Annotated in this window: 20 protein-coding genes and 1 tRNA gene; 13 read left to right on the top strand and 8 right to left on the bottom strand. The window is 65.8% G+C overall.

All coding sequences use genetic code 11. The annotated features are described in order from the left end of the window. Window positions 1-118 precede the first annotated feature (118 nt). The 4 genes from urtB to urtE all read left to right on the top strand — a co-directional run bounded on the left by urtB (window position 119) and on the right by urtE (window position 4,509). Window positions 119-1,711 (top strand): urea ABC transporter permease subunit UrtB, encoded by a 1,593-nt coding sequence (gene urtB, locus AC1DZY_RS20520; RefSeq protein ID WP_476822002.1) that lies wholly within the window; start codon window positions 119-121, stop codon window positions 1,709-1,711. Next, window positions 1,708-2,847, top strand: a complete 1,140-nt coding sequence (gene urtC / locus AC1DZY_RS20525) for an urea ABC transporter permease subunit UrtC (RefSeq protein ID WP_476822003.1) — start codon at window positions 1,708-1,710, stop codon at window positions 2,845-2,847. Before urtB ends, urtC begins: the two co-directional genes overlap by 4 nt. A 5-nt stretch (window positions 2,848-2,852) precedes the next feature. Continuing rightward, window positions 2,853-3,617, top strand: a complete 765-nt coding sequence (gene urtD, locus AC1DZY_RS20530) for an urea ABC transporter ATP-binding protein UrtD (RefSeq protein ID WP_476822004.1) — start codon at window positions 2,853-2,855, stop codon at window positions 3,615-3,617. A gap of 196 nt (window positions 3,618-3,813) precedes the next feature. Further along, on the top strand, window positions 3,814-4,509 hold the full coding sequence (gene urtE, locus AC1DZY_RS20535) for an urea ABC transporter ATP-binding subunit UrtE (RefSeq protein ID WP_476822005.1): 696 nt from the start codon (window positions 3,814-3,816) through the stop codon (window positions 4,507-4,509). Window positions 4,510-4,522: 13 nt separating this feature from the next. Here urtE and AC1DZY_RS20540 read toward each other — a convergent pair whose 3' ends face one another. Then, the gene (locus AC1DZY_RS20540; RefSeq protein WP_476822006.1) at window positions 4,523-4,987 is read right to left on the bottom strand and encodes an Lrp/AsnC family transcriptional regulator; all 465 of its coding nucleotides are present in this window, start codon (window positions 4,985-4,987) and stop codon (window positions 4,523-4,525) included. A 159-nt stretch (window positions 4,988-5,146) separates the two neighbouring features. Here AC1DZY_RS20540 and AC1DZY_RS20545 point away from each other — a divergent pair, with 159 nt between their 5' ends. Continuing rightward, entirely contained in the window at window positions 5,147-6,157 is a 1,011-nt protein-coding gene (locus tag AC1DZY_RS20545) for a 1-aminocyclopropane-1-carboxylate deaminase (protein WP_476822007.1), read from the top strand. Then, window positions 6,157-6,468, top strand: a complete 312-nt coding sequence (locus tag AC1DZY_RS20550; protein ID WP_476822008.1) for a hypothetical protein — start codon at window positions 6,157-6,159, stop codon at window positions 6,466-6,468. The genes AC1DZY_RS20545 and AC1DZY_RS20550 overlap by 1 nt, the downstream gene beginning before the upstream one ends. 23 nt (window positions 6,469-6,491) lie before the next feature. Here the strand turns inward: AC1DZY_RS20550 and AC1DZY_RS20555 are convergent, their stop codons facing one another. Beyond that, window positions 6,492-6,902, bottom strand: a complete 411-nt coding sequence (locus tag AC1DZY_RS20555; protein ID WP_476822009.1) for a DUF2000 family protein — start codon at window positions 6,900-6,902, stop codon at window positions 6,492-6,494. Window positions 6,903-6,972: 70 nt separating this feature from the next. On the opposite strand from AC1DZY_RS20555, the gene AC1DZY_RS20560 reads away from it, so the two are divergent. Then, on the top strand, window positions 6,973-7,767 hold the full coding sequence (locus AC1DZY_RS20560) for an AraC family ligand binding domain-containing protein (protein ID WP_476822010.1): 795 nt from the start codon (window positions 6,973-6,975) through the stop codon (window positions 7,765-7,767). A gap of 15 nt (window positions 7,768-7,782) precedes the next feature. Here AC1DZY_RS20560 and AC1DZY_RS20565 read toward each other — a convergent pair whose 3' ends face one another. The 4 genes from AC1DZY_RS20565 to argH are packed head-to-tail and all read right to left on the bottom strand — an operon-like array spanning window position 7,783 to window position 11,709. Then, window positions 7,783-8,622, bottom strand: coding sequence for an ABC transporter substrate-binding protein (locus AC1DZY_RS20565; protein WP_476822011.1), 840 nt, complete (start codon window positions 8,620-8,622; stop codon window positions 7,783-7,785). A 21-nt stretch (window positions 8,623-8,643) separates the two neighbouring features. Then, window positions 8,644-9,408 (bottom strand): amino acid ABC transporter ATP-binding protein, encoded by a 765-nt coding sequence (locus AC1DZY_RS20570; protein ID WP_476822058.1) that lies wholly within the window; start codon window positions 9,406-9,408, stop codon window positions 8,644-8,646. Window positions 9,409-9,418: 10 nt separating this feature from the next. Further along, on the bottom strand, window positions 9,419-10,273 hold the full coding sequence (locus AC1DZY_RS20575) for an amino acid ABC transporter permease (protein ID WP_476822012.1): 855 nt from the start codon (window positions 10,271-10,273) through the stop codon (window positions 9,419-9,421). 11 nt (window positions 10,274-10,284) lie between these two features. Then, complete coding sequence (gene argH, locus AC1DZY_RS20580) at window positions 10,285-11,709, bottom strand: argininosuccinate lyase (protein WP_476822013.1); 1,425 nt, start codon at window positions 11,707-11,709, stop codon at window positions 10,285-10,287. Window positions 11,710-11,845: 136 nt separating this feature from the next. Here argH and AC1DZY_RS20585 point away from each other — a divergent pair, with 136 nt between their 5' ends. Genes AC1DZY_RS20585 through AC1DZY_RS20595 form a run of 3 tightly spaced genes read left to right on the top strand, consistent with a single transcriptional unit; the run spans window position 11,846 to window position 14,362 of the window. Continuing rightward, on the top strand, window positions 11,846-12,778 hold the full coding sequence (locus tag AC1DZY_RS20585) for a LysR substrate-binding domain-containing protein (protein WP_476822014.1): 933 nt from the start codon (window positions 11,846-11,848) through the stop codon (window positions 12,776-12,778). Between the two features lie 48 nt (window positions 12,779-12,826). Then, on the top strand, window positions 12,827-13,828 hold the full coding sequence (gnd, locus tag AC1DZY_RS20590; protein WP_476822015.1) for a phosphogluconate dehydrogenase (NAD(+)-dependent, decarboxylating): 1,002 nt from the start codon (window positions 12,827-12,829) through the stop codon (window positions 13,826-13,828). A gap of 6 nt (window positions 13,829-13,834) precedes the next feature. Then, window positions 13,835-14,362: a gluconokinase gene (locus AC1DZY_RS20595; protein WP_476822016.1), complete on the top strand. Its 528-nt coding sequence runs from the start codon at window positions 13,835-13,837 to the stop codon at window positions 14,360-14,362. 3 nt (window positions 14,363-14,365) lie between these two features. On the opposite strand, the gene AC1DZY_RS20600 is transcribed toward AC1DZY_RS20595, so the two are convergent. Both AC1DZY_RS20600 and AC1DZY_RS20605 read right to left on the bottom strand, forming a co-directional pair. Beyond that, a complete protein-coding gene (locus AC1DZY_RS20600; protein WP_476822017.1) occupies window positions 14,366-14,764 on the bottom strand; it encodes a DoxX family protein in 399 nt (132 codons plus the stop codon). Beyond that, complete coding sequence (locus AC1DZY_RS20605; RefSeq protein ID WP_476822018.1) at window positions 14,761-16,212, bottom strand: multicopper oxidase family protein; 1,452 nt, start codon at window positions 16,210-16,212, stop codon at window positions 14,761-14,763. The genes AC1DZY_RS20600 and AC1DZY_RS20605 overlap by 4 nt, the downstream gene beginning before the upstream one ends. 178 nt (window positions 16,213-16,390) lie before the next feature. Between AC1DZY_RS20605 and AC1DZY_RS20610 the strand changes: the two genes are divergently transcribed. The 3 genes from AC1DZY_RS20610 to AC1DZY_RS20620 all read left to right on the top strand — a co-directional run bounded on the left by AC1DZY_RS20610 (window position 16,391) and on the right by AC1DZY_RS20620 (window position 18,839). Next, window positions 16,391-16,475: transfer RNA gene (locus AC1DZY_RS20610), tRNA-Leu, on the top strand. Between the two features lie 144 nt (window positions 16,476-16,619). After that, window positions 16,620-18,050: a trigger factor gene (tig, locus tag AC1DZY_RS20615; RefSeq protein ID WP_476822019.1), complete on the top strand. Its 1,431-nt coding sequence runs from the start codon at window positions 16,620-16,622 to the stop codon at window positions 18,048-18,050. Window positions 18,051-18,212: 162 nt separating this feature from the next. Continuing rightward, window positions 18,213-18,839 carry an ATP-dependent Clp protease proteolytic subunit gene (locus tag AC1DZY_RS20620; protein WP_476822020.1) on the top strand — a complete coding sequence of 209 codons (627 nt, stop codon included), beginning with the start codon at window positions 18,213-18,215 and terminating at the stop codon, window positions 18,837-18,839. Window positions 18,840-18,846 lie beyond the last annotated feature (7 nt).

The raw sequence follows: 18,846 nt of genomic DNA on the forward strand, positions 1-18,846 counted from the left end.
AGGGACGGCAGGCCACTGCCTGCCGTCCCTTCCTCATCGTCCCCAGCCCTCATCCTGAAGAGCGCTCAGCAGGATGAAGGTTGAGGTTCGTGACAATCCGGCAGACGAAAAGCGATCGATGACCCGCCTGTTCCGCATGATTGCCGTTGCCCTCGTCATGGTTTTTTCAGCCGGTTCGGCCTCGGCCCAGAATGCCGACGAAGCCTTTACGAGGCTTGGCGCCGACAGCTTCTCGGATACCGCCCGGGCGATCGACATCCTGATCGCCACCGCCCATCCTCAGGCCGCCGTGATCATCGAGGCGCTTGCCGAGGGTCGTCTGCTCGCCGGCGGTGGCGTTGTGGTCGTGAAAGCAAAGGACGGTAAACTGACGGACGGCAAGACGGGGCTGCCGCTCTCGGCCGAGCCCGCCGGCGTCGCGACGGTCCGCCTCAACAACAATCTGCGCCGGGTCGTGCAGGGCGCTCTCGGCGGCCTCGGCCTGCTCAGCCCCGACACGGCCAAGCGCATTGCCTCGGCCGAAGCCGTCTTCAAGTCGCGTGACATCTCCGTCCTGCCCGTGCTTGAAGCCGCGATCGCCAAGGAGACCGACGCCAGGGCCAAGGCTGCCCTGCGCCAGGCCCAGGCCGCGATCCTGATCGTCAAGCCCGATGCGCCGCCCTTCGACCGGCTCGCCGCCGTGGACCTGCTGCGCGAACGCGGCGACCAGGATGCGCTGGCGACGCTGCGCTCGCTGCCCGGCGATGCGTCACCCGCGCTCAAGGATGCGCAGGCCAAGGCGATCACGGCGATCGAGGGCAAGCTCGCGATCTGGCGGGCCGGCCAGAACCTCTGGTACGGCCTCTCGCTTGGCTCCGTCCTGCTGCTGGCGGCTATCGGGCTCGCCATTACCTTCGGCGTCATGGGCGTCATCAACATGGCCCATGGCGAGATGGTGATGCTGGGGGCCTACACCACCTTCATCGTGCAGGAGATTATCCGCACCCGCTTTCCCGGCCTGTTCGACTATTCGCTGCTGATCGCCGTGCCGCTCGCCTTCTTGGTTGCGGGCCTCGTCGGCATCGCGATCGAACGCGGCGTCATCCGCTTTTTGTACGGGCGGCCGCTGGAGACGCTGCTGGCGACCTGGGGCATCAGCCTGATCCTGCAGCAGGCGGTACGGACGGCGTTTGGACCCACCAACCGCGAGGTCGGCGCGCCCAACTTCATGTCGGGCGCCTTCGAGATCGGTCAGCTCGCCATCACCTGGAACCGGCTCTGGATCATCGTTTTCGCCGGCCTCGTCTTCGCCGCGCTGCTGGCGATCCTGAAGCTGACGCCGATCGGCCTGCAGATGCGCGCCGTCACCCAAAACCGCCGCATGGCCTCGGCCATGGGCATTCGCACCGGCCGCGTCGATGCGCTGACTTTCGGACTAGGCTCGGGTGTCGCGGGGCTCGCCGGCGTCGCGCTCTCGCAGATCGACAACGTCAGCCCCAATCTCGGCCAGAGCTACATCATCGACAGTTTTATGGTCGTGGTCTTCGGTGGCGTCGGCAATCTCTGGGGCACGCTTGTCGGAGCTCTTACGCTCGGCATCGCCAACAAGGTCCTCGAGCCCTATGCGGGCGCGGTGCTGGGCAAGATTGCGCTGCTCGTTTTCATCATCCTGTTTATCCAGAAGCGCCCGCGCGGCCTGTTCGCGCTCAAGGGCAGGGCGGTGGAAGCATGATCACGCGCTTCCTCATCCAGGGCATGGACAAGCGCGGGCTCGTCTTCCTGTGCCTCGTCGCGGCGATCGCCGTTCTGGTGCCGCTGTCGAACCTGCTGCTGCCGACGGGCTCGTTCCTGCATGTCCCGACAGCGACGATGTCGCTCTGGGGCAAATATCTCTGCTACGCCTTGCTTGCGATCTCGCTAGACCTCGTCTGGGGTTATTGCGGCATTCTTTCGCTCGGCCACGGCGCGTTCTTCGCGCTCGGCGGCTATGCGATGGGGATGTATCTGATGCGCCAGATCGGTTCGCGCGGCACCTATGGCAACCCGATCCTGCCCGACTTCATGGTCTTCCTGAACTGGGGCGAGCTGCCCTGGTACTGGTATGGCTTCGGCTCGTTTCCCTTCGCCATGCTGATGGTACTGTTGGCGCCGGGGCTGCTCGCCTTTATCTTCGGCTGGTTCGCGTTCCGCTCGCGCGTCACCGGCGTCTACCTTTCGATCATCACCCAGGCGCTGACCTACGCCCTGCTGCTCGCGTTCTTCCGCAACGACATGGGTTTCGGCGGCAATAACGGCCTGACCGATTTCAAGGACATCGTCGGTTTCAACGTGCAGGCGCAGACGACGCGCGCCGCGCTCTTCGCCATGACCTGCGTCATGCTGATCGCCGGCTTCCTGATCGCGCGCGGCATTGTCACCTCCAAGCTCGGCAAGGTGGTGATCGCGATCCGGGACGCCGAATCGCGCACCCGCTTCCTCGGCTACCGGGTCGATCGCTTCAAGCTCTTCGTCTTTACCGTTTCGGCCTGCATGGCGGGTGTGGCGGGCGCGCTCTACGTGCCGCAGGTCGGCATCATCAACCCGAGCGAGTTCAATCCCGGCAACTCGATCGAGACCGTGATCTGGGTCGCGGTCGGCGGGCGCGGCACGCTGGTGGGCGCGGCGCTCGGGGCGGTCGTGGTCAACTACGCCAAGACCGTCTTCACCTCCGGCTTCATGGCGCCGTATTGTCTGTTTGCGCTCGGCGCGCTCTTCGTCTTCGTCACGATCTTCATGCCCAAGGGCATTCTGGGAACGGCGCAGCAGTTCTGGGAGAAGCGCCGCAAGCCCGAGCCTGCCGCTGCTCCCGCAGCAGCCCCGGCGGAGTGACGGTCATGAACGCTTCCAACTCCGGCGCGCTGACCTCTTCGCTGCTCTATCTCGACGGCGTCAGCGTCTCTTTCGACGGCTTCAAGGCGATCCGCGGTCTGTCGCTGGTGATTGCGCCTGGCGAGATGCGCGCCATCATCGGCCCCAACGGCGCCGGCAAGACGACCATGATGGATATCATTACCGGCAAGACCAAACCCGATGTCGGCACGGTGATGTTCGGCGGTTCTGTCGACCTGACCAAGATGGACGAGGCCTCGATCGCCAATCTCGGCATCGGCCGAAAATTTCAGAAGCCGACGGTGTTCGATTTCCACACCATCGAGGACAACATCCTGCTGGCGCTGAAGGCGCCGCGCAGCGTCGGCAAGACGCTGTTCTGGCACACCGCCGCAGCCCAGCAGAAGCGCATCGACGACATTCTCGGCGTCATCAAGCTCGGCGATGCGCGCGACCGGCTCGCCGGCTCGCTTTCGCACGGCCAGAAGCAGTGGCTCGAGATCGGCATGCTGCTGGCGCAGGATCCCAAACTCCTGCTCGTCGACGAACCAGCCGCCGGCATGACCGATGGCGAGACCGCCGAGACCGCCGTGCTGCTGAAGGAAATCGCCAGGGACCATTCGGTCATCGTGGTCGAGCACGACATGGGCTTCATCCGCGAACTCGGGGTGAAGGTCACGGTGCTGCACGAGGGCTCGGTGTTGGCCGAAGGCCCCCTCGATGTCGTCAGCGCCAATGAGCGCGTCGTCGAAGTGTATCTGGGGCGGTGAGAGTCATGGCTTCACTTCCCTCCGCCAGTTCTCCCACCCTTGCCGTCATTCCGGACCAGCCGCGTAGCGGCGCCGATCCGGAATCCATCACAGGGCACGACGGTGCCTTACGATGGATTCCGGGTCTTCGCTCCGCTGCGCCCGGAATGATGGTGTGTAATTTTTCAGGGCCTTGGCTGGCAATGGACATGGCCTCATGCTGACCGTCGACGCCATCGATCTCCATTACGGCGCGGCCCAGGCGCTGCGACGTGTGTCCGTTACCGCGCAGATCGGCAAGGTCACCTGCGTGATGGGCCGCAATGGCGTCGGCAAGACCACGCTGATGCGCGCCATCGTCGGCCAGCAAGCGATCAGCGCCGGCAAGATCAGTTTCGCCGGCGAGGATATCTCGACCATGCGCACGGAGGATCGCGCCCGCGCCGGCATCGGCTTCGTGCCGCAGGGCCGCGAGGTCTTCCCGCTGCTGACGGTGAAGGAAAACCTCGAAACCGGTTTTGCGCCCTTGCCACGCAAGGAGCGCTACGTTCCCAACGAACTGTTCGACCTGTTCCCAGTGCTCAAGTCCATGCTGGGCCGACGAGGCGGAGACCTCTCGGGTGGCCAGCAACAGCAACTCGCCATTGCGCGAGCGCTGGTCACCCGGCCCAAATTGCTGGTGCTCGACGAGCCGACCGAAGGCATCCAACCCTCGATCATCAAGGATATCGGCCGTGCGATCGATTTCCTGCGCTCGCGGGGCGACATGGCGATCGTGCTGGTCGAGCAGTATTTCGACTTCGCCCGCGATCTCGCCGACACGATGTTCGTGATGGACCGCGGCGAAGTCGTGCTGTCGGGCCCGATGAAGGATCTCGACGCCAATCAGGTCCAGCGCCTGATCCAGGTGTGAAGGCCGGCGCCGCTCAGATATCGAGCGGCGCGTTGTCGACCACTTCTTTCATCACGAAGAAAGTCCGGGTCTGGCGGACGCCCGGCAGCGCGATCAGCTTGTCGGCATGGAGCTTGTTGAAATCCGCCATGTCCTTGACCCTGATCTTGAGAAAATAGTCGAAGTCGCCGGCGACGATGTGGCAGTCGAGGATCACCGGCATCTTGCGGATAGCGGCCTCGAAATCGCCAAAACTCTCTGGCGTCGAACGGTCGAGGACCACGCCGACGAAGGCGAGCGTGCCCATCTCGACATGTCGCGGCGACACCTGCGCCCGCACGGAGGTGACATAGCCTTCGGCGAACAGGCGCTGGATGCGTCGGTGACAGGTCGCGGCGCTGGTGTTCACCCGCTTCGCGATCTCGGCATTGCCCAGCCGCCCGTCCGACTGCAGCAGTCGCAGGATTTTGATGTCGGTCCGATCGAGATTCGCCGTCATGAAAGAATCTTCCAGATTAGCTAGAAAAACGTCCAATCAACGACAAGAATGGACATAAGCGAGCTTTATAGCTTCAGAAATATGCCTCACTTCGGAAGGACGTTCCAGCCCTGTTTCGGTAGGTTTCCGGCCATCGAACCTGATGGAAAGCGACCCGCCATGTTGAGCAAATTCGAGCGTTATCCCCTGACTTTCGGCCCGACGCCGATCGAAAAACTGGAGCGGCTTTCTGCCCATCTCGGCGGGCAGGTCGAGCTCTTCGCCAAGCGCGAGGATTGCAACTCAGGTTTGGCATTCGGCGGCAACAAGCTGAGAAAGCTCGAATATATCGTCCCCGATGCAATCGCGAGCGGAGCCGACACGCTGGTCTCGATCGGCGGCGTGCAGTCGAACCACACCCGCATGGTCGCAGCGACTGCCGCCAAGATCGGGATGAAATGCCGGCTGATCCAGGAGAGCTGGGTGCCCCATGAGGATGCGGTCTATGACCGCGTCGGCAACATCCTGATGTCGCGCGTCATGGGCGCCGACGTTCAACTCGTCGACGAGGGTTTCGACATCGGTATCCGCGCGAGCTGGGAAAAAGCGCTGGAGGACGTCAAGGCGAAGGGCGGCAAACCCTATGCGATCCCCGCCGGCGCATCGGTCCACAAATATGGTGGTCTCGGCTATGTCGGTTTCGCAGAAGAGGTGAGGGCGCAGGAGGCCGAACTCGGCTTTGCGTTCGACTACATCGTCGTCTGCACGGTCACGGGCTCGACCCATGCCGGCATGGTCGTGGGGTYTGCGAAAGACGGTCGCCAGCGCCACGTCATCGGCATCGACGCCTCCTGCACCCCGTTCCAGACAAAGGCGCAGGTGCTCGACATCGCGCGGAAGACTTCTTCGCTGGTCGGCGGCAACGACATCACCGTAGACGATATCGTGCTCAACGAGGACTACGCCTATCCCGTCTATGGCGTGCCTTCGCAGGAGACGATCGAAGCGATCCGCCTCTCGGCCCGGTTAGAGGGCATGATGACCGACCCCGTCTATGAGGGGAAATCGATGCAGGGCATGATCGACCTCGTGAAGAAGGGCTTCTTCCCGTCCGGATCGAAGGTGCTTTACGCTCATCTCGGCGGCGTGCCGGCGATCAACGGCTACAGCTACACCTTCCGCAACGGCTGATGGCGATGGACGCCGTCATCCTGTGCGAGTTCGCGCCTGGCGATGCGGGCGTGCGTGCGGACCTTCTCGGCCGCATCGCGCCGCTCGCGCTGTCCGGCGAAGGACGCCTCAGCTTCGTCGCAACCGGGCGCGAAGTGCCGGGCGGGACCGCAATCGAGATCGTCGCAATCGCCTTCGCGAAGGAGCTGGCGGCGGAAACGGCGCTGCGGCGCTGGCGCGACGATGCGACCTTTCCGGCGGCAGCCAGTCTCAGGCTGCTGCGGATCGAGCCGATCTGGTCGATCGAGCCGCTGGCGCTGATGTTTCCGTGAACACCCGGGGCTGTAGCGTTGGCTCAGCTGTGCAGCGCCAGCCCCTTGACGATCTTGTCGATCTCCTTGCGCTCGCCATGCAGCGCCAGCCCGACGAGGTCGAGCGCGTCGGTCGCAACAGCGGTGACGGCAGCGCGATTGTCGGCGTCGTTGCCGGTCGAGAACAGCTCGCGCGTGTAGATCGAGGGCCTGACGCCGCGATCCTGCGCGCGCTTCAGGACCTGCTTCAGCTGCTCCGGGGTCGCCTGAAAGATCAGGATCGGCTGGCGGATCAGCGGCCCATAGAAGCGCCCCGACGCATCGGCGTAGTTTTCGCCACCGAGTTCGGGATAGGTTGAAACGAGCCCGCCGGCGAGGAAGCTGGCGGCGTTGAGTTTCTGCCAGGTCGCGAGATTCTCAGCGACCACGATGGCGATCTTGGTGTCGTAACGCATGGCGCAATCGCTAGCCGCTCCGGGGCGAGCCCGTCTTGAACGATCGTGCGGCCCTTCTGCGGGCGACTGGATGCGCGACGGGCAAGGCGCGCCCGGCATCGAGCGGATCGAGGCCTTCTTCACCGGCCACGCCTATGATCCGCACCGGCATGACAGCTACGCGCTCGGCCTGACGCTAAGCGGCCTGCAGCGCTTCGACTATCGCGGTGCGCGCCGGGACAGCGTCGCGGGCAACGCCATCGTCCTGCATCCGGACGAAGTCCATAACGGCCGCTCCGGCGTCGAGAGCGGCTTTCGCTACCGCATGCTCTATCTCGAACCCAGGCTGGTGCGCGACGCGCTGGGTGAACGCGCGAGAACGCTGCCCTTCGTTCCTGCCGCCGTCTCGTCCGATCCGGCGCTCGTCAGGGCCATCGGCCGCTCCTTGTCGGATCTCGACCGTCCGCTCGCGCCGATCGAGGCCGACGATCGCGTGCTCGACCTCGCCGACGCGATGCTGGCGCTCGACCCCGCCATTGCGCGCGACACCGGCAGCACGCCGGCGCTTGCCGCTTGCGAGCGCGTCCGGCAGTTCCTCGACGCCCATCTCGACCGGAACGTCGCGTCCAGCGAACTGGAAGCGGTCTCGGGACTGGACCGTTTCGCCATGGCGCGGCATTTCCGCTTAAGCTTCGGCACCAGCCCCTATCATTATCTGGTGATGCGCCGGCTCGACCGCGCGCGGGCTTTGCTGTGCGCGGGAGATACGCTGGCCGAGATCGCCTTCGCCTGCGGTTTTGCCGACCAGAGCCATTTGACCCGGCACTTCCGCAAGGCGTTCGGCGTCACGCCCGGCCGCTGGCGCGCCTTGCAGCGCGCCCGGTGACGGCCGAGACCGCGTTCACTTGCCTTCGTTGACGGTGATCTTCGGCAGGGCGCTGCTCGGCAGCCCGTATTTCGCGAAAATCGCCGTATAGCTGCCCTTGGCGACCATCCGGTCGAGCGCACCCTTGACCGCGTCGCGCAGCTGGTTGCCCTCTGGCGTCTTGGAGAATGGGATGCCGGCGCGGACATCGGTGAAGGGTGTGCCGAGCGGTACATAGGTATTGGGCTCGAGCTTGAGGAAATAGGGCATCGTCTCGCTGCCCTGCACGGCGGCCTGCAACCGCTGCGTCTTCAGCTGCGTGCGGGCGTCGACCGAGCCTTCGGTGCCGACGACGGTGATCGGCGGCTTGCCCTTGGCGACGCAGTTATCCTTGCTCCAGGCTTCCATCTCGGCAGGCCAGGTCGTCGAGCGGCTGGCGCCGACCGACTTGCCGCAGAGGTCGTCTGCCGTCTTGATGCCGCCGGCTGCCAGCGCCGTGATCGTGTAGAACTGTGCGCCCGAGGCGAAGTAGTCGACGAAGTCGACGGTTTCGCGCCGCGCCGGCTTGTCCGACATGCCGGCCATGACCATGTCGACGCGGCCGGTCTGGAGCGAGGGCAGCATCTGCGCGAAGGCGGTCTCCTGCCATTCCATCTTGACGCCGAGTTCGGCGGCGATTGCCTCGCCGATTTCGATGTCGAGGCCGGTCAGCGTGTTCGTCGCCGGATCCTTGAAGATGATCGGCGGATAGTTCGGCTGCGTCGCGGCGATGATTTTGCCGGCAGTCTTGATGCGGGCCGGCAGTTCCTGCGCGACGGCCGCCATGGGGAGGCAAATCGCGATGGCAGTGAGCAGGCGTCGTGAGATCGGGGTCATGGGTCGTTCTCCAGCGGGCTTTCAGGTCAGGACGGCGGCAATGAAATCGCGGGTGCGTTGATGCTCGGGCGCGCCCAGCACCTGCGCGGGCGGACCCTGCTCGACGAGACGGCCCTGATCCATGAAGACGACGCGGTCGGCGACCTCGCGGGCAAAACCCAGCTCATGCGTCACCACGATCATGGTCATGCCGCTCCTGGCGAGATCGCGCATCACGGCGAGCACCTCGCCGACGAGTTCGGGATCGAGCGCCGAGGTCGGCTCGTCGAACAGCATCAGGCGCGGCTTCATCGCGAGCGCGCGGGCGATGGCGACGCGCTGCTGCTGCCCGCCCGAAAGTTCGGCCGGATAGGCGCCGAGCTTGTCGGCCAGCCCGACGCGGGCCAGCAGGCTTTCTGCTTGAGCGATGGCGGCGGCGCGCGGCTGCTTCAGCACCGTGACCGGCCCTTCGATGACGTTCTGCAGCGCCGTCATATGCGCGAACAGATTGAAGCGCTGGAACACCATGCCGCTCGCCAGCCGCTGGCGCGCGATCTCGGCGTCGGGGAGTTCGACCAGGCGCTCGCCGGCACGGCGGAAGCCGGCCAGTTCGCCATCGACCCAGATCGCGCCGCCATCGATGCGTTCGAGCTGGTTGATGCAGCGCAGCAGCGTCGACTTGCCCGAGCCGGACGGGCCGATGATGCAGACGACCTCGCCGGCCGCGACATCCAGCGACACGGAGTCGAGTGCAGCCAGCGTGCCGAAGCGCTTGGTCACCGACAGCGCGCAGACCATCGGGCGCATGGGAGCCGTCTCAGCCATGACGGGCTCCCGCGCCGGCGCGCCCCTTGGCGAAATGCCGTTCCAGCACGATCTGGCCGAGCGACAGGATCGAGACCACGATCAGGTACCAGCCCGCCGCCACGATCAGCAGCTCGATGACGCGGGCGTTGGCATAGTAGATCGTCTGGGCGTTGCGCAGGATCTCGGAGAACTGGATCACGCTGGCGATCGAGGTCAGCTTGACCATGCTGACGACCTCGTTGCCGACCGGCGGGATGATCACGCGCATCGCCTGCGGCAGCACGATGCGGCGGAGCGTCGTCAGCCGCGTCATGCCGATCGCCTTGGCCGCTTCGGTCTGGCCATGGTCGACCGAGAGAATGCCGGAGCGCACGACTTCGGCCGTATACGCGCCCTGGTTGATCCCGAGCCCGAGCAGCGTCGCCACGAACGGCCCGATCACGTCGATGGTCCGGGCTGAGAACACGCCGGGAATGCCCAGCGTCGGGAAGACCAGCGCCAGGTTGAACCAGATCAGCAATTGCAGGATCAGCGGCGTGCCGCGAAAGAACCAGATGTAGAACGCCGCGCATCCCCGCATCACGGCGTTGGGCGACATCGCCATGATCGCGAAGAGCACGCCGAGCGCGATCCCCAGCGCCATGGCGCAGGCCGTCATGATGACGGTGTTCAGCAGACCGCCGAGGATCGCAGGTGCGGTGAAGAACTGGCCGACCACCTTCCAGGCGATGTCGCCCTCGGCGAAAGCCTTGATCACCAGCGCCAGCGCCAGCAGCACCAGAGCGGCCGAGAGCCAGCGCCCGAGATGCGGCCGGCCGACGCGCGGCAGCGCCAGCACGCTGTGGTCGATCGTTGGTGCAGGCATGCCGCTCGCGCTCATGGCATCGATCCCCGATAGGCGGCGGCCCAGGCGCGCTGCTGGTCGAGCCGCACGACGAGCCGCTCGATCTGTTCGCCGACCCGTGCAGGCGCCGTGCCACCGCGACCCATGCGGGCGTCGAGCGCGGCCTCCAGCGTCAGGTGTTCGCGGATATCGGGTGTCAGCCTCGGATCGAGTGCGCTTAAAGCCGCATCGTCGATCTCGTGCAGTTCGCAGTCCTTCTCCTCACAGAGCTTGACCAGCGCACCGGTGATCTCATGGGCCTCGCTGAAAGGCACGCCCTTGCGCGCCAGGAAATCCGCGACCTCGGTCGCCAGCGTAAAGCCCTGCGACGCCGCGAGGCGCAAGGTTCCGACATTGACGGTCATGGTCGCGACCATGCCGGCCATCGCCGGCAGTACGAGCGACAGCCCGTCCACCGCGTCGAAAGCGGCCTTCTTGTCCTCGGCGAGATCGCGGTTGTAGGACAGCGGCAGGCTTTTCAGCGCCGCCAGCATCGTCGTCAGCCCGCCGATCAGCCTGGCCGAGCGCCCGCGCGTCAACTCGGCGATGTCGGGGTTCTTCTTCTGCGGCATGATCGAGGAGCCGGTCGCAAACGAATCGTGCAGCGAAATCCAGCGATAGGGCTGGGTGCACCAGATGATGATCTCCTCGGCCAGCCGCGACAGGTTGACCGCCAGCATCGCCGCGACGAACAGGAACTCGGCGACATGGTCGCGCGAGCCGACCGCGTCGACCGAATTTTCGCATGACCCGTCATAGCCGAGCTCCTCTGCCGAGAGCTCGGGATTGAGCGCGATCGCCGAGCCGGCGAGCGCGGCAGCGCCCAGCGGCGACAGGGCGTTGCGCCGGTCCCAGTCGACCAGCCGCTGCGCATCGCGGGCGAAGGCCTGCGCATGCGCCATCAGATGGTGCCCGAAGGTGATCGGCTGCGCCGCCTGCAGATGCGTGACGCCTGGAACCGGCGTGCGCAGATGCCGCGTGGATTGTGCGACGATGGCATCCTGCAGGCCGACCAGTTCCGTCATCAGCGTGCGGGCGCGGTGACGGAGGAACAGCTTGAGATCGTTGGCAGCCTGGTCGTTGCGCGAGCGTCCGGCGCGTATCTTGCCGCCGAGCGGCCCAAGCCTTTGCGTCAGCACGCGTTCCAGGAAGGTGTGGACATCCTCGTCCTCCGGCCAGGGCTCGATCTGCCCGGCGGCGTATTGCTTGCCCACGCTGTCGATCTCGGCCAGCACGGTCGCGACCTCGCTCTCGTCGAGCAGGCCGGCGCGACCGAGTTCGCGGATATGGGCGCGCGAGCCGGCGAGGTCGTAGGGCGCAAGGCGGAAATAGCTCGGCTCCGAGCGGGAAAGCCGGGTCAGCGCGGGATCGGGTTCGGCGGTGAAACGGCCGCCCCAAAGGCGCAAGGGCTGGTTCACGATGGATCTCCGCTGTGATGTCGCTACGGCAACCTAGGACCGTAACCATGGCGTCGGCAAAGGAGATGATTTCCGGTCGGCATTCCATTCTGGAATAGCACTTTGCCTCCCGGCCTGTTCGCTTCTAGAATTGGTTATGAACGGCATTTTGCCTGCGCGCGACACGGGCTCTTCGCAGCCACTGCCATCGACCACCGGCCTGCGCGTGGTCGAGGCCGTGGCGCGCCACGCCTCCTGTTCGGGCGCGGCCGTCGAGCTTCACATGACGCAAAGCGCCGTCAGCAAGCAGCTCAAGGCTCTGGAACGGATCGTTGGCGCCCCGCTGTTTGCGCGCAATCGTCGCGGGCTGGAGCCGACCGAGGCCGGTCTTGCCTTCATCGGCCCGGCGCGCGAGGTGCTGGCAGGGCTGGTGCAGGCCGTCGAGGGTCTTGCGCCGTTCCGCCCGGCGCAGCATCGGGTCCGCCTGCATGTCCTGCCGATCCTCGGCGATCGTTGGCTGGTGCCGCGCTTCTCGCGTTTCGCCGCGCTTCACCCTGAGATCGATGTCCAGTTCACCACCTTCGTGACGCAGGATACCAGCGGGACCGCCGATGCGGTGTTCCGCTTCGGCGAGGGAGAGTGGCCCGGACAGGTCGCCGATTACCTTTTCGGCCGCGATGTGGCGCTGGTCGGCGCGCCGGATCTGATCGAGCGGCTGGGCGGCATTGCGACCGCCGCCGATGTTGCGCGCTTTGCCGTGCTCGACCATTTCCAGACGCCGTTGCGCTGGAGCGAATTCGGCGCGGCCAATGGCCACCCCGAACTCGCGCCGCAGCGCGTCGTCCGCTTCGGCTTCTACGCGCTGGTGATTCGCGCCGCCATCGCCGGCCAGGGACTGGCGCTGGTGCCGCGCACGCTCGTCGGTGACGAACTGGCGGCGGGGCAACTGGTCAACCCGGCCGCCCTGGGTTTCCGTAGCAGTTATGGCTATTGGCTGACGCGTCCGGCCGACAGGATTCCAGGGCCGGCGCTGACCCTGCTGCGTGACTGGCTTGTCGCCGAGGCGGCGGGGATGCAAGAACCGCAGTGACGAAGCCGGCAGGGCTCGCCATGTCGCCGGCGCGGAAGGGTTTTGACGATGCAGCTAGGAATGATCGGCCTCGGCCGGATGGGCGGCAATATCGTCCGGCGCCTGATGAAGGCCGGGCATGATTGCGTGGTTTATGACCGCGATCCCAAGCCCGGAGCGGCGCTGGCCAAGGACGGCGCGGTCATTGCTGCCGATCTCAAGGATATGGTCGCGAAGCTAAAGGCGCCGCGGACCATCTGGGTGATGTTGCCGGCGGGCGCGATCACCGAGGCGACGCTGACGGAGTTGTCCGGCTTGCTCTCGAAGGGTGACACGCTGATCGACGGCGGCAACGCCTTCTGGAAGGACGACGTCCGACGCGGCCGGGAGCTTTCAGCCAAGGGCCTGCACTATCTCGACATCGGCACGTCGGGCGGCATCCACGGCCTCGAACGCGGCTATTGCCTCATGATCGGCGGTGATGCCGAGACCGTGAAGCGCCTCGATCCCATCCTGAAGACGATCGCGCCGGGCAAGGGCGAGATCGAGCCGACCAAACACCGCGAGGGCCGCAATCCGACGAGCGAACAGGGCTATCTCCATTGCGGCCCGGTCGGCGCGGGTCATTTCGTCAAGATGGTCCATAACGGCATCGAATACGGCATGATGCAGGCCTTCGCCGAAGGCTTCGACCTGATGCGCAATGCCTCGGCCAAGGAAGGGCTGCCGCCCGAATACGGCTTCGATTTCGACGTGGCCGAAATTTCCGAGGTCTGGCGGCGCGGCTCGGTCGTCACCTCCTGGCTGCTCGACCTCACGGCCGAGGCGCTGGCCGCCGACGATGAGCTGTCCTCCTATTCCGGCAATGTCTCGGATTCGGGCGAGGGGCGCTGGACGGTCGATGCCGCCGTGGAGACCGCAACGCCGGCCGAGGTCTTGACTTCGGCGCTGTTTGCCCGCTTCCGCTCGCGCACCGACCACACCTTCRGAGAAAAGGTGCTCTCGGCGATGCGCGCTGGCTTCGGCGGCCATGTCGAGCCCAGGAATGCGTCAAAGACCAAGCAGGGCTGACGCGCGATGGTGTTTTCGCATGAGGCCGGGAATCCCGCCGTCATCATCGTCATGGGCGTCGCAAGTTCGGGCAAGACCTCGCTCGGTGAAAGGCTGGCCGAGCGTCTCGGCTGGCCGTTCCGTGACGCCGATTCGTTTCACCCGCCCGACAACGTCGCCAAGATGGCCGGCGGCACGCCGTTGAACGATGACGACCGCAAGCCCTGGCTTGCCGCCATCGCGGCCTGGATCGACGATCTCAGGAATTCGGGCGGGAACGGCATCGTGACCTGCTCGGCGCTGAAGCGGCGCTATCGGGATGTCATCATCGGCGATCGGCCCGATGTCGCACTTGTTTACCTCAAGGGCTCGCGCGAACTGATCGGCCAGCGTATGGCGGCTCGTCAGCATCATTTCATGCCGCCCGCGCTGCTCGACAGCCAGTTCGCGGCGCTGGAGGAGCCCTCGACGGACGAGCGGCCTTTGGTGATGCCGGTGGAACTGGCCAGGGACGAGATCGAACGCAGGGTGCTGGCGGAACTGCGGCTCGGCTGAACCTTAGCCCTGCTGTCGCCGAAACGGCCAGTCGAGCAAGCCCGAGCAGAACAGCGCCCACCAGATCAACACAGGCTGCAGCGCCAGACGCGGTGCATGATACCACCAGCCTGTCGGAAGGCCCGGAATCACAATCTCTTCGACCGCGTGCTTGATGTTGGCTGGAAAGACGCAGAGCGCGTAGAGCGCGAGCCCGATGCCCGCCGCCTTGCGCAGGCGCGGCGTCAGCAGGCCGATCGCGCCGAGAAGCTCGGCGACGCCGGTGACCAGCACGACTTCGCGCGGAAACGGCACCCAGCCCGGCATGATCGGCATGAAAGCGTCGGGCGTCCGAAGGTGCACCACGCCTGCAGCGGCATAGAACGCCGCCATCAGCCAGCACATGACGATTCGGGTGGTCACGTTACCTCGAACCAGGTCCACAGGCCGCGATCGAAGCGCTCCAGCACGGTTGACGAGATCAGCCAGCGCCCGGGATTCTCGGCGATGAAGGCGATGTGCAGCCGCTTGCCCTCGGGGATCTGGACCGTGTCGAGAAAATAGGGCTCCCAGCCGTCGTCGAGCGGGTGCAGCAGCCGGAAACAGTGGCCGTGGACGTGGATCGGCTGGAAGAAAGCCGTCTTGTTTTCGATCGCCAGCACGACCGGCGTGCCACGCTTGACGCTGAACAGCGGTTTGGAATCAGCTTGCCCGATCCCGCCATTGACCCGCCATGGCCGCGCGAGGTCGAGACCGGCGAGGTCGAGCTTGAAGTCGGGGGTGATCTTCGCGCCGCCTTCGATCACGATCTCGGGCCGCCTTGCGTCCTGAAGCCGCACCGCTGCCGGCAGCGTCGGGTTTGGCTTGAGCGCGGCCGGCGCGGTGGAGGCGGGCTTCTTCGCTCCCTCCGTCACCAGCCGGACCAGCGGCACCCCGGAGCCGATCAGCGCGGTCACGATCGCGGTCGCCCCGACATCCTCCGGCATGTCGACGATCAGGTCGTAGCGGCTGCCGGGCGCGAAGGGCAGTTGGGCGCGCACCGGTTCGAAGGTGTCGGTCGGTTGCCCGTCGATGGCGACGACCGAGGCTTTCACGCCGTCGAAGCGCAGGCGCATGATGCGTGCATTGCAGGCATTGGCGATGCGTAGCCTGACCCGGGCGCCCGGCACGACCGGGATGCGCTGCGGCGGCGGGCCGCCATTGACGGTGAGCCAGCTGCCGAGCCGTCCTGCCGCCGCGCCCTCGGGGCTCGCGGCCGCAAAGGGTTGCACGACGTGGTCGTCGCCGAGCAGCCAGTCCGTGACCACGACCGGAAGGTCGAGGTCGACAACAGGCGGCTCCTGTTCCTCGACCATCAGAATGCCGGCCAGACCGCGTCCGGCGGGCTCGGAGGAGCCGCCGATCACTAGCGGCCGGTAGAGGATCGTGCCGGGTTCCGTCGGCGTCAGCCGGTATTCGAAGCTCTCGCCGGGCGCGATCGACGGCTGGTTGAAGCCACCGACGCCATCCATGGCGTCGCTTCCGCGCAGGCCCTGCCAGTGCAGCGACAGCGGCAGGGCGGTCTTGTTCTCCAGCTTCAGCCGCAGCGTCTGCCCCTGCCTGATTCGCAGCGGCGGGCCGGGATTACGCCCGTCCAGCATCAGGATTTCGGTTTCGCCGGCAGGCGGCGGCCGCAGCTTCGCCTTGCCCGGCGCGGCGACCAGCGTGCGCGACAGAGGTTCTGTCGTGGCCGGCGTCGCCGACGTTCGCGGTTCCGCCCGGGTATCGCCGCTCCATGCGAGCGCGGCTGTCGCGCCAAGCCCCGTCAGCGCCGTGCGACGCGTCGGATCGGACAGGGTCGGGGCAGGGCGGGGGAGATGCGGCTTCGTCATGACGACGGGCTTAATCGCTGCGGCGCGATCTGGCGAGAGCCGCCTTCGCGCCGCCTGCCGCTCCGGCCTTCGCAGAAACGTCGTATTTTTTTGCTGCATGGGCTGTCCGAAATGCGTATAGCCCCACGGCCCAATGATGGCGGCGCCGCGTTTGTTCGTGCGCGGCGCATTCGGGTCGGCGGGCGTGGCGGAACTGGTAGACGCACTGGTTTTAGGTACCAGCGGCGAAAGTCGTGGGGGTTCGAGTCCCTCCGCCCGCACCAGTTGACGTGCGATCGCATCCTGGCTCTGCGCCCTGATGCGTGACGCGTTCGCTGAGGAGATATGGATTTCGCGAGCGCGGCCGCCGGGACCCGGCGTCGCGCTTTGGACATTTGAAGTAACGAGCTTTTGACGGATCGAAAACGATGAACGTGACCGAAACCCTCTCGCAGGGCCTCAAGCGCGAATTTCAGGTGGTGCTGAACGCCGCCGACCTCAAAACCCGGCTCGATGACGGCCTTCAGGGGCTGCAGGGCAAGGCCAAGATCAACGGCTTCCGTCCCGGCAAGGTGCCGGTCGGCCATCTGCGCCGGCTTTATGGCCGCTCCGTCATGGCCGACGTGCTGCAGAACGCGGTCAACGAGGCCAACCAGAAGATCGTCGCCGATAACGGCCTGAAGCTCGCTTTCGAGCCGCAGATCAAGTTCCCCGAGAACAAGGACGAGATCGAGGCCGCGATGGAGGCCAAGGGCGATCTCGCCTTCACGGTCGCGCTCGAGGTGCTGCCCAAGATCGAGCTCGCCGATCTCTCCGACGTGTCGCTGGTGAAGCCCGTCGCCGAAGTGCCCGACGCTGATGTCGACGCCGCGCTGGAGCGCATGGCCGGCCAGAATCGCACCTATGCCGACAAGGGCGCGAAGGCCAAGGCCGCGACCGGCGACCGCCTGATGATCTCGTTCGTCGGCACGCTCGATGGCACGCCCTTCGAGGGCGGCACCGGCGAGGGCGTCCCGCTTGATCTCGGCGCGGGCCAGTTCATTCCCGGTTTCGAGGAGCAGCTCGAAGGCGCCAAGGCCGGCGAGGCCCGCACCGTCAAGGTGACCTTCCCCGAGAACTACAACGCGGCCAACCTCGCCGGGAAGGCAGCCGAGTTCGCGGTCACCGTGACCGAGGTCCAGGCCCCGGAGGCCGTGAAGATCGATGACGAGCTGGCCAAGGCCTTCGGCATGGAATCGCTGGATGCGCTGAAGACCGCCATCCGCGAACAGATCGGACGCGATTTCGGCCAGCAGTCACGACGCAAGCTCAAGAAGAGCCTGCTCGACGCGCTCGACGCCAAATACACCTTCGAACTGCCCCCGACCCTGGTCGAGCAGGAGTTCGCCTCGGTCTGGAGCCATGTCGAAGTCGATATGAAGGACGCCAAGAAGTCCTTCGAGGACGAGGGCACGACCGAGGAGGCCGCCAAGGCCGACTATCGCAAGATCGCCGAGCGCCGCGTCCGTCTCGGCCTCGTGCTGGCCGAGATCGGCGAGCAGGCCAAGGTCCAGATCTCGGAGGACGAGGTCACGCAGGCTCTTGTCGAGCGCGCCCGCCAGTTCCCGGGCCAGGAGAAGGAAGTCTGGGAGTTCTACCGCAAGAACCCGCAGGCTCTCGCCGAAATCCGCGCCCCGATCTTCGAGGAGAAGGTCGTCGACCACCTGCTGGAGCAGGTCAAGGTCGAGGACGAGAGCGTCTCGCGCGAAGCACTTTACGCCGATGAGGAGTCCGACGAGGCCACGGCCGAGGCCAAGCCGAAGAAGGCCGCCAAGAAGGTCAAGAAGGCTGATGCCAAGGCCGAGGACGCGTCCGCCTGAGCGCTCCGGCAACCTTAATCGCAACATTAGCGCCGCCTGGCTCCGTGCCGGGCGGCGTTTCTCTTTTCAGCCGCGATTGCCGTGCTTATGTGGGTGTCTTCAAAGACAGCCGCTGATTCTCATTCCGCTGAATCCGGCGCACGCCATCCAAGGACATTTTCCATGCTGCGCGATCCGATCGAGACCTACAACAATCTCGTCCCGATGGTGGTCGAGCAGTCCAGCCGCGGCGAGCGCGCCTTCGACATCTATTCGCGCCTGCTGCGTGAGCGCATCATCTTCCTGACCGGCCCGGTCGAGGACTATTCCGCCTCGCTGATCGTGGCGCAGCTCCTGTTCCTCGAGGCCGAGAACCCCAAGAAGGAGATTTCCTTCTACATCAACTCGCCCGGCGGCGTGGTGACCTCGGGCATGTCGATCTACGACACGATGCAGTTCATCCGTTGCCCGGTGACGACGCTCTGCGTCGGCCAGGCCGCCTCGATGGGGTCGCTGCTGCTGACTGCCGGCGCCAAGGACATGCGCTTCGCGCTGCCCAACGCCCGCATCATGGTCCACCAGCCCTCGGGCGGCTTCCAGGGCCAGGTCACCGACATCCTGATCCACGCCCGCGAGGTCGAGAGCCTGAAGCGCCGGCTGAACGAGATCTACGTCAAGCACACCGGCCGCTCCTATGAGGACATCGAGGCGGCGCTTGAGCGCGACAATTTCATGACCGCAGAGGCCGCGCGCGACTTCGGCCTGATCGACAAGGTCATCGACAAGCGGGCGGAAGAAGCGGTCGCCTGATCGCGCG

This window comes from Allobosea sp. P2_A10 (genome assembly GCF_056405115.1).

Excerpts from the sequence above, each read along its gene's own strand:
- urtB (WP_476822002.1), top strand. The coding sequence starts at position 119 with ATGACCCGCCTGTTCCGCATGATTGCCGTTGCCCTCGTCATGGTTTTT.
- urtC (WP_476822003.1), top strand. The coding sequence starts at position 1,708 with ATGATCACGCGCTTCCTCATCCAGGGCATGGACAAGCGCGGGCTCGTC.
- urtD (WP_476822004.1), top strand. The coding sequence starts at position 2,853 with ATGAACGCTTCCAACTCCGGCGCGCTGACCTCTTCGCTGCTCTATCTC.
- urtE (WP_476822005.1), top strand. The coding sequence starts at position 3,814 with ATGCTGACCGTCGACGCCATCGATCTCCATTACGGCGCGGCCCAGGCG.
- AC1DZY_RS20540 (WP_476822006.1), bottom strand. The coding sequence starts at position 4,987 with ATGACGGCGAATCTCGATCGGACCGACATCAAAATCCTGCGACTGCTG.
- AC1DZY_RS20550 (WP_476822008.1), top strand. The coding sequence starts at position 6,157 with ATGGCGATGGACGCCGTCATCCTGTGCGAGTTCGCGCCTGGCGATGCG.
- AC1DZY_RS20555 (WP_476822009.1), bottom strand. The coding sequence starts at position 6,902 with ATGCGTTACGACACCAAGATCGCCATCGTGGTCGCTGAGAATCTCGCG.
- AC1DZY_RS20560 (WP_476822010.1), top strand. The coding sequence starts at position 6,973 with ATGCGCGACGGGCAAGGCGCGCCCGGCATCGAGCGGATCGAGGCCTTC.
- AC1DZY_RS20565 (WP_476822011.1), bottom strand. The coding sequence starts at position 8,622 with ATGACCCCGATCTCACGACGCCTGCTCACTGCCATCGCGATTTGCCTC.
- AC1DZY_RS20570 (WP_476822058.1), bottom strand. The coding sequence starts at position 9,408 with ATGCGCCCGATGGTCTGCGCGCTGTCGGTGACCAAGCGCTTCGGCACG.
- AC1DZY_RS20575 (WP_476822012.1), bottom strand. The coding sequence starts at position 10,273 with ATGCCTGCACCAACGATCGACCACAGCGTGCTGGCGCTGCCGCGCGTC.
- AC1DZY_RS20585 (WP_476822014.1), top strand. The coding sequence starts at position 11,846 with ATGAACGGCATTTTGCCTGCGCGCGACACGGGCTCTTCGCAGCCACTG.
- AC1DZY_RS20595 (WP_476822016.1), top strand. The coding sequence starts at position 13,835 with ATGGTGTTTTCGCATGAGGCCGGGAATCCCGCCGTCATCATCGTCATG.
- AC1DZY_RS20605 (WP_476822018.1), bottom strand. The coding sequence starts at position 16,212 with ATGACGAAGCCGCATCTCCCCCGCCCTGCCCCGACCCTGTCCGATCCG.
- tig (WP_476822019.1), top strand. The coding sequence starts at position 16,620 with ATGAACGTGACCGAAACCCTCTCGCAGGGCCTCAAGCGCGAATTTCAG.
- AC1DZY_RS20620 (WP_476822020.1), top strand. The coding sequence starts at position 18,213 with ATGCTGCGCGATCCGATCGAGACCTACAACAATCTCGTCCCGATGGTG.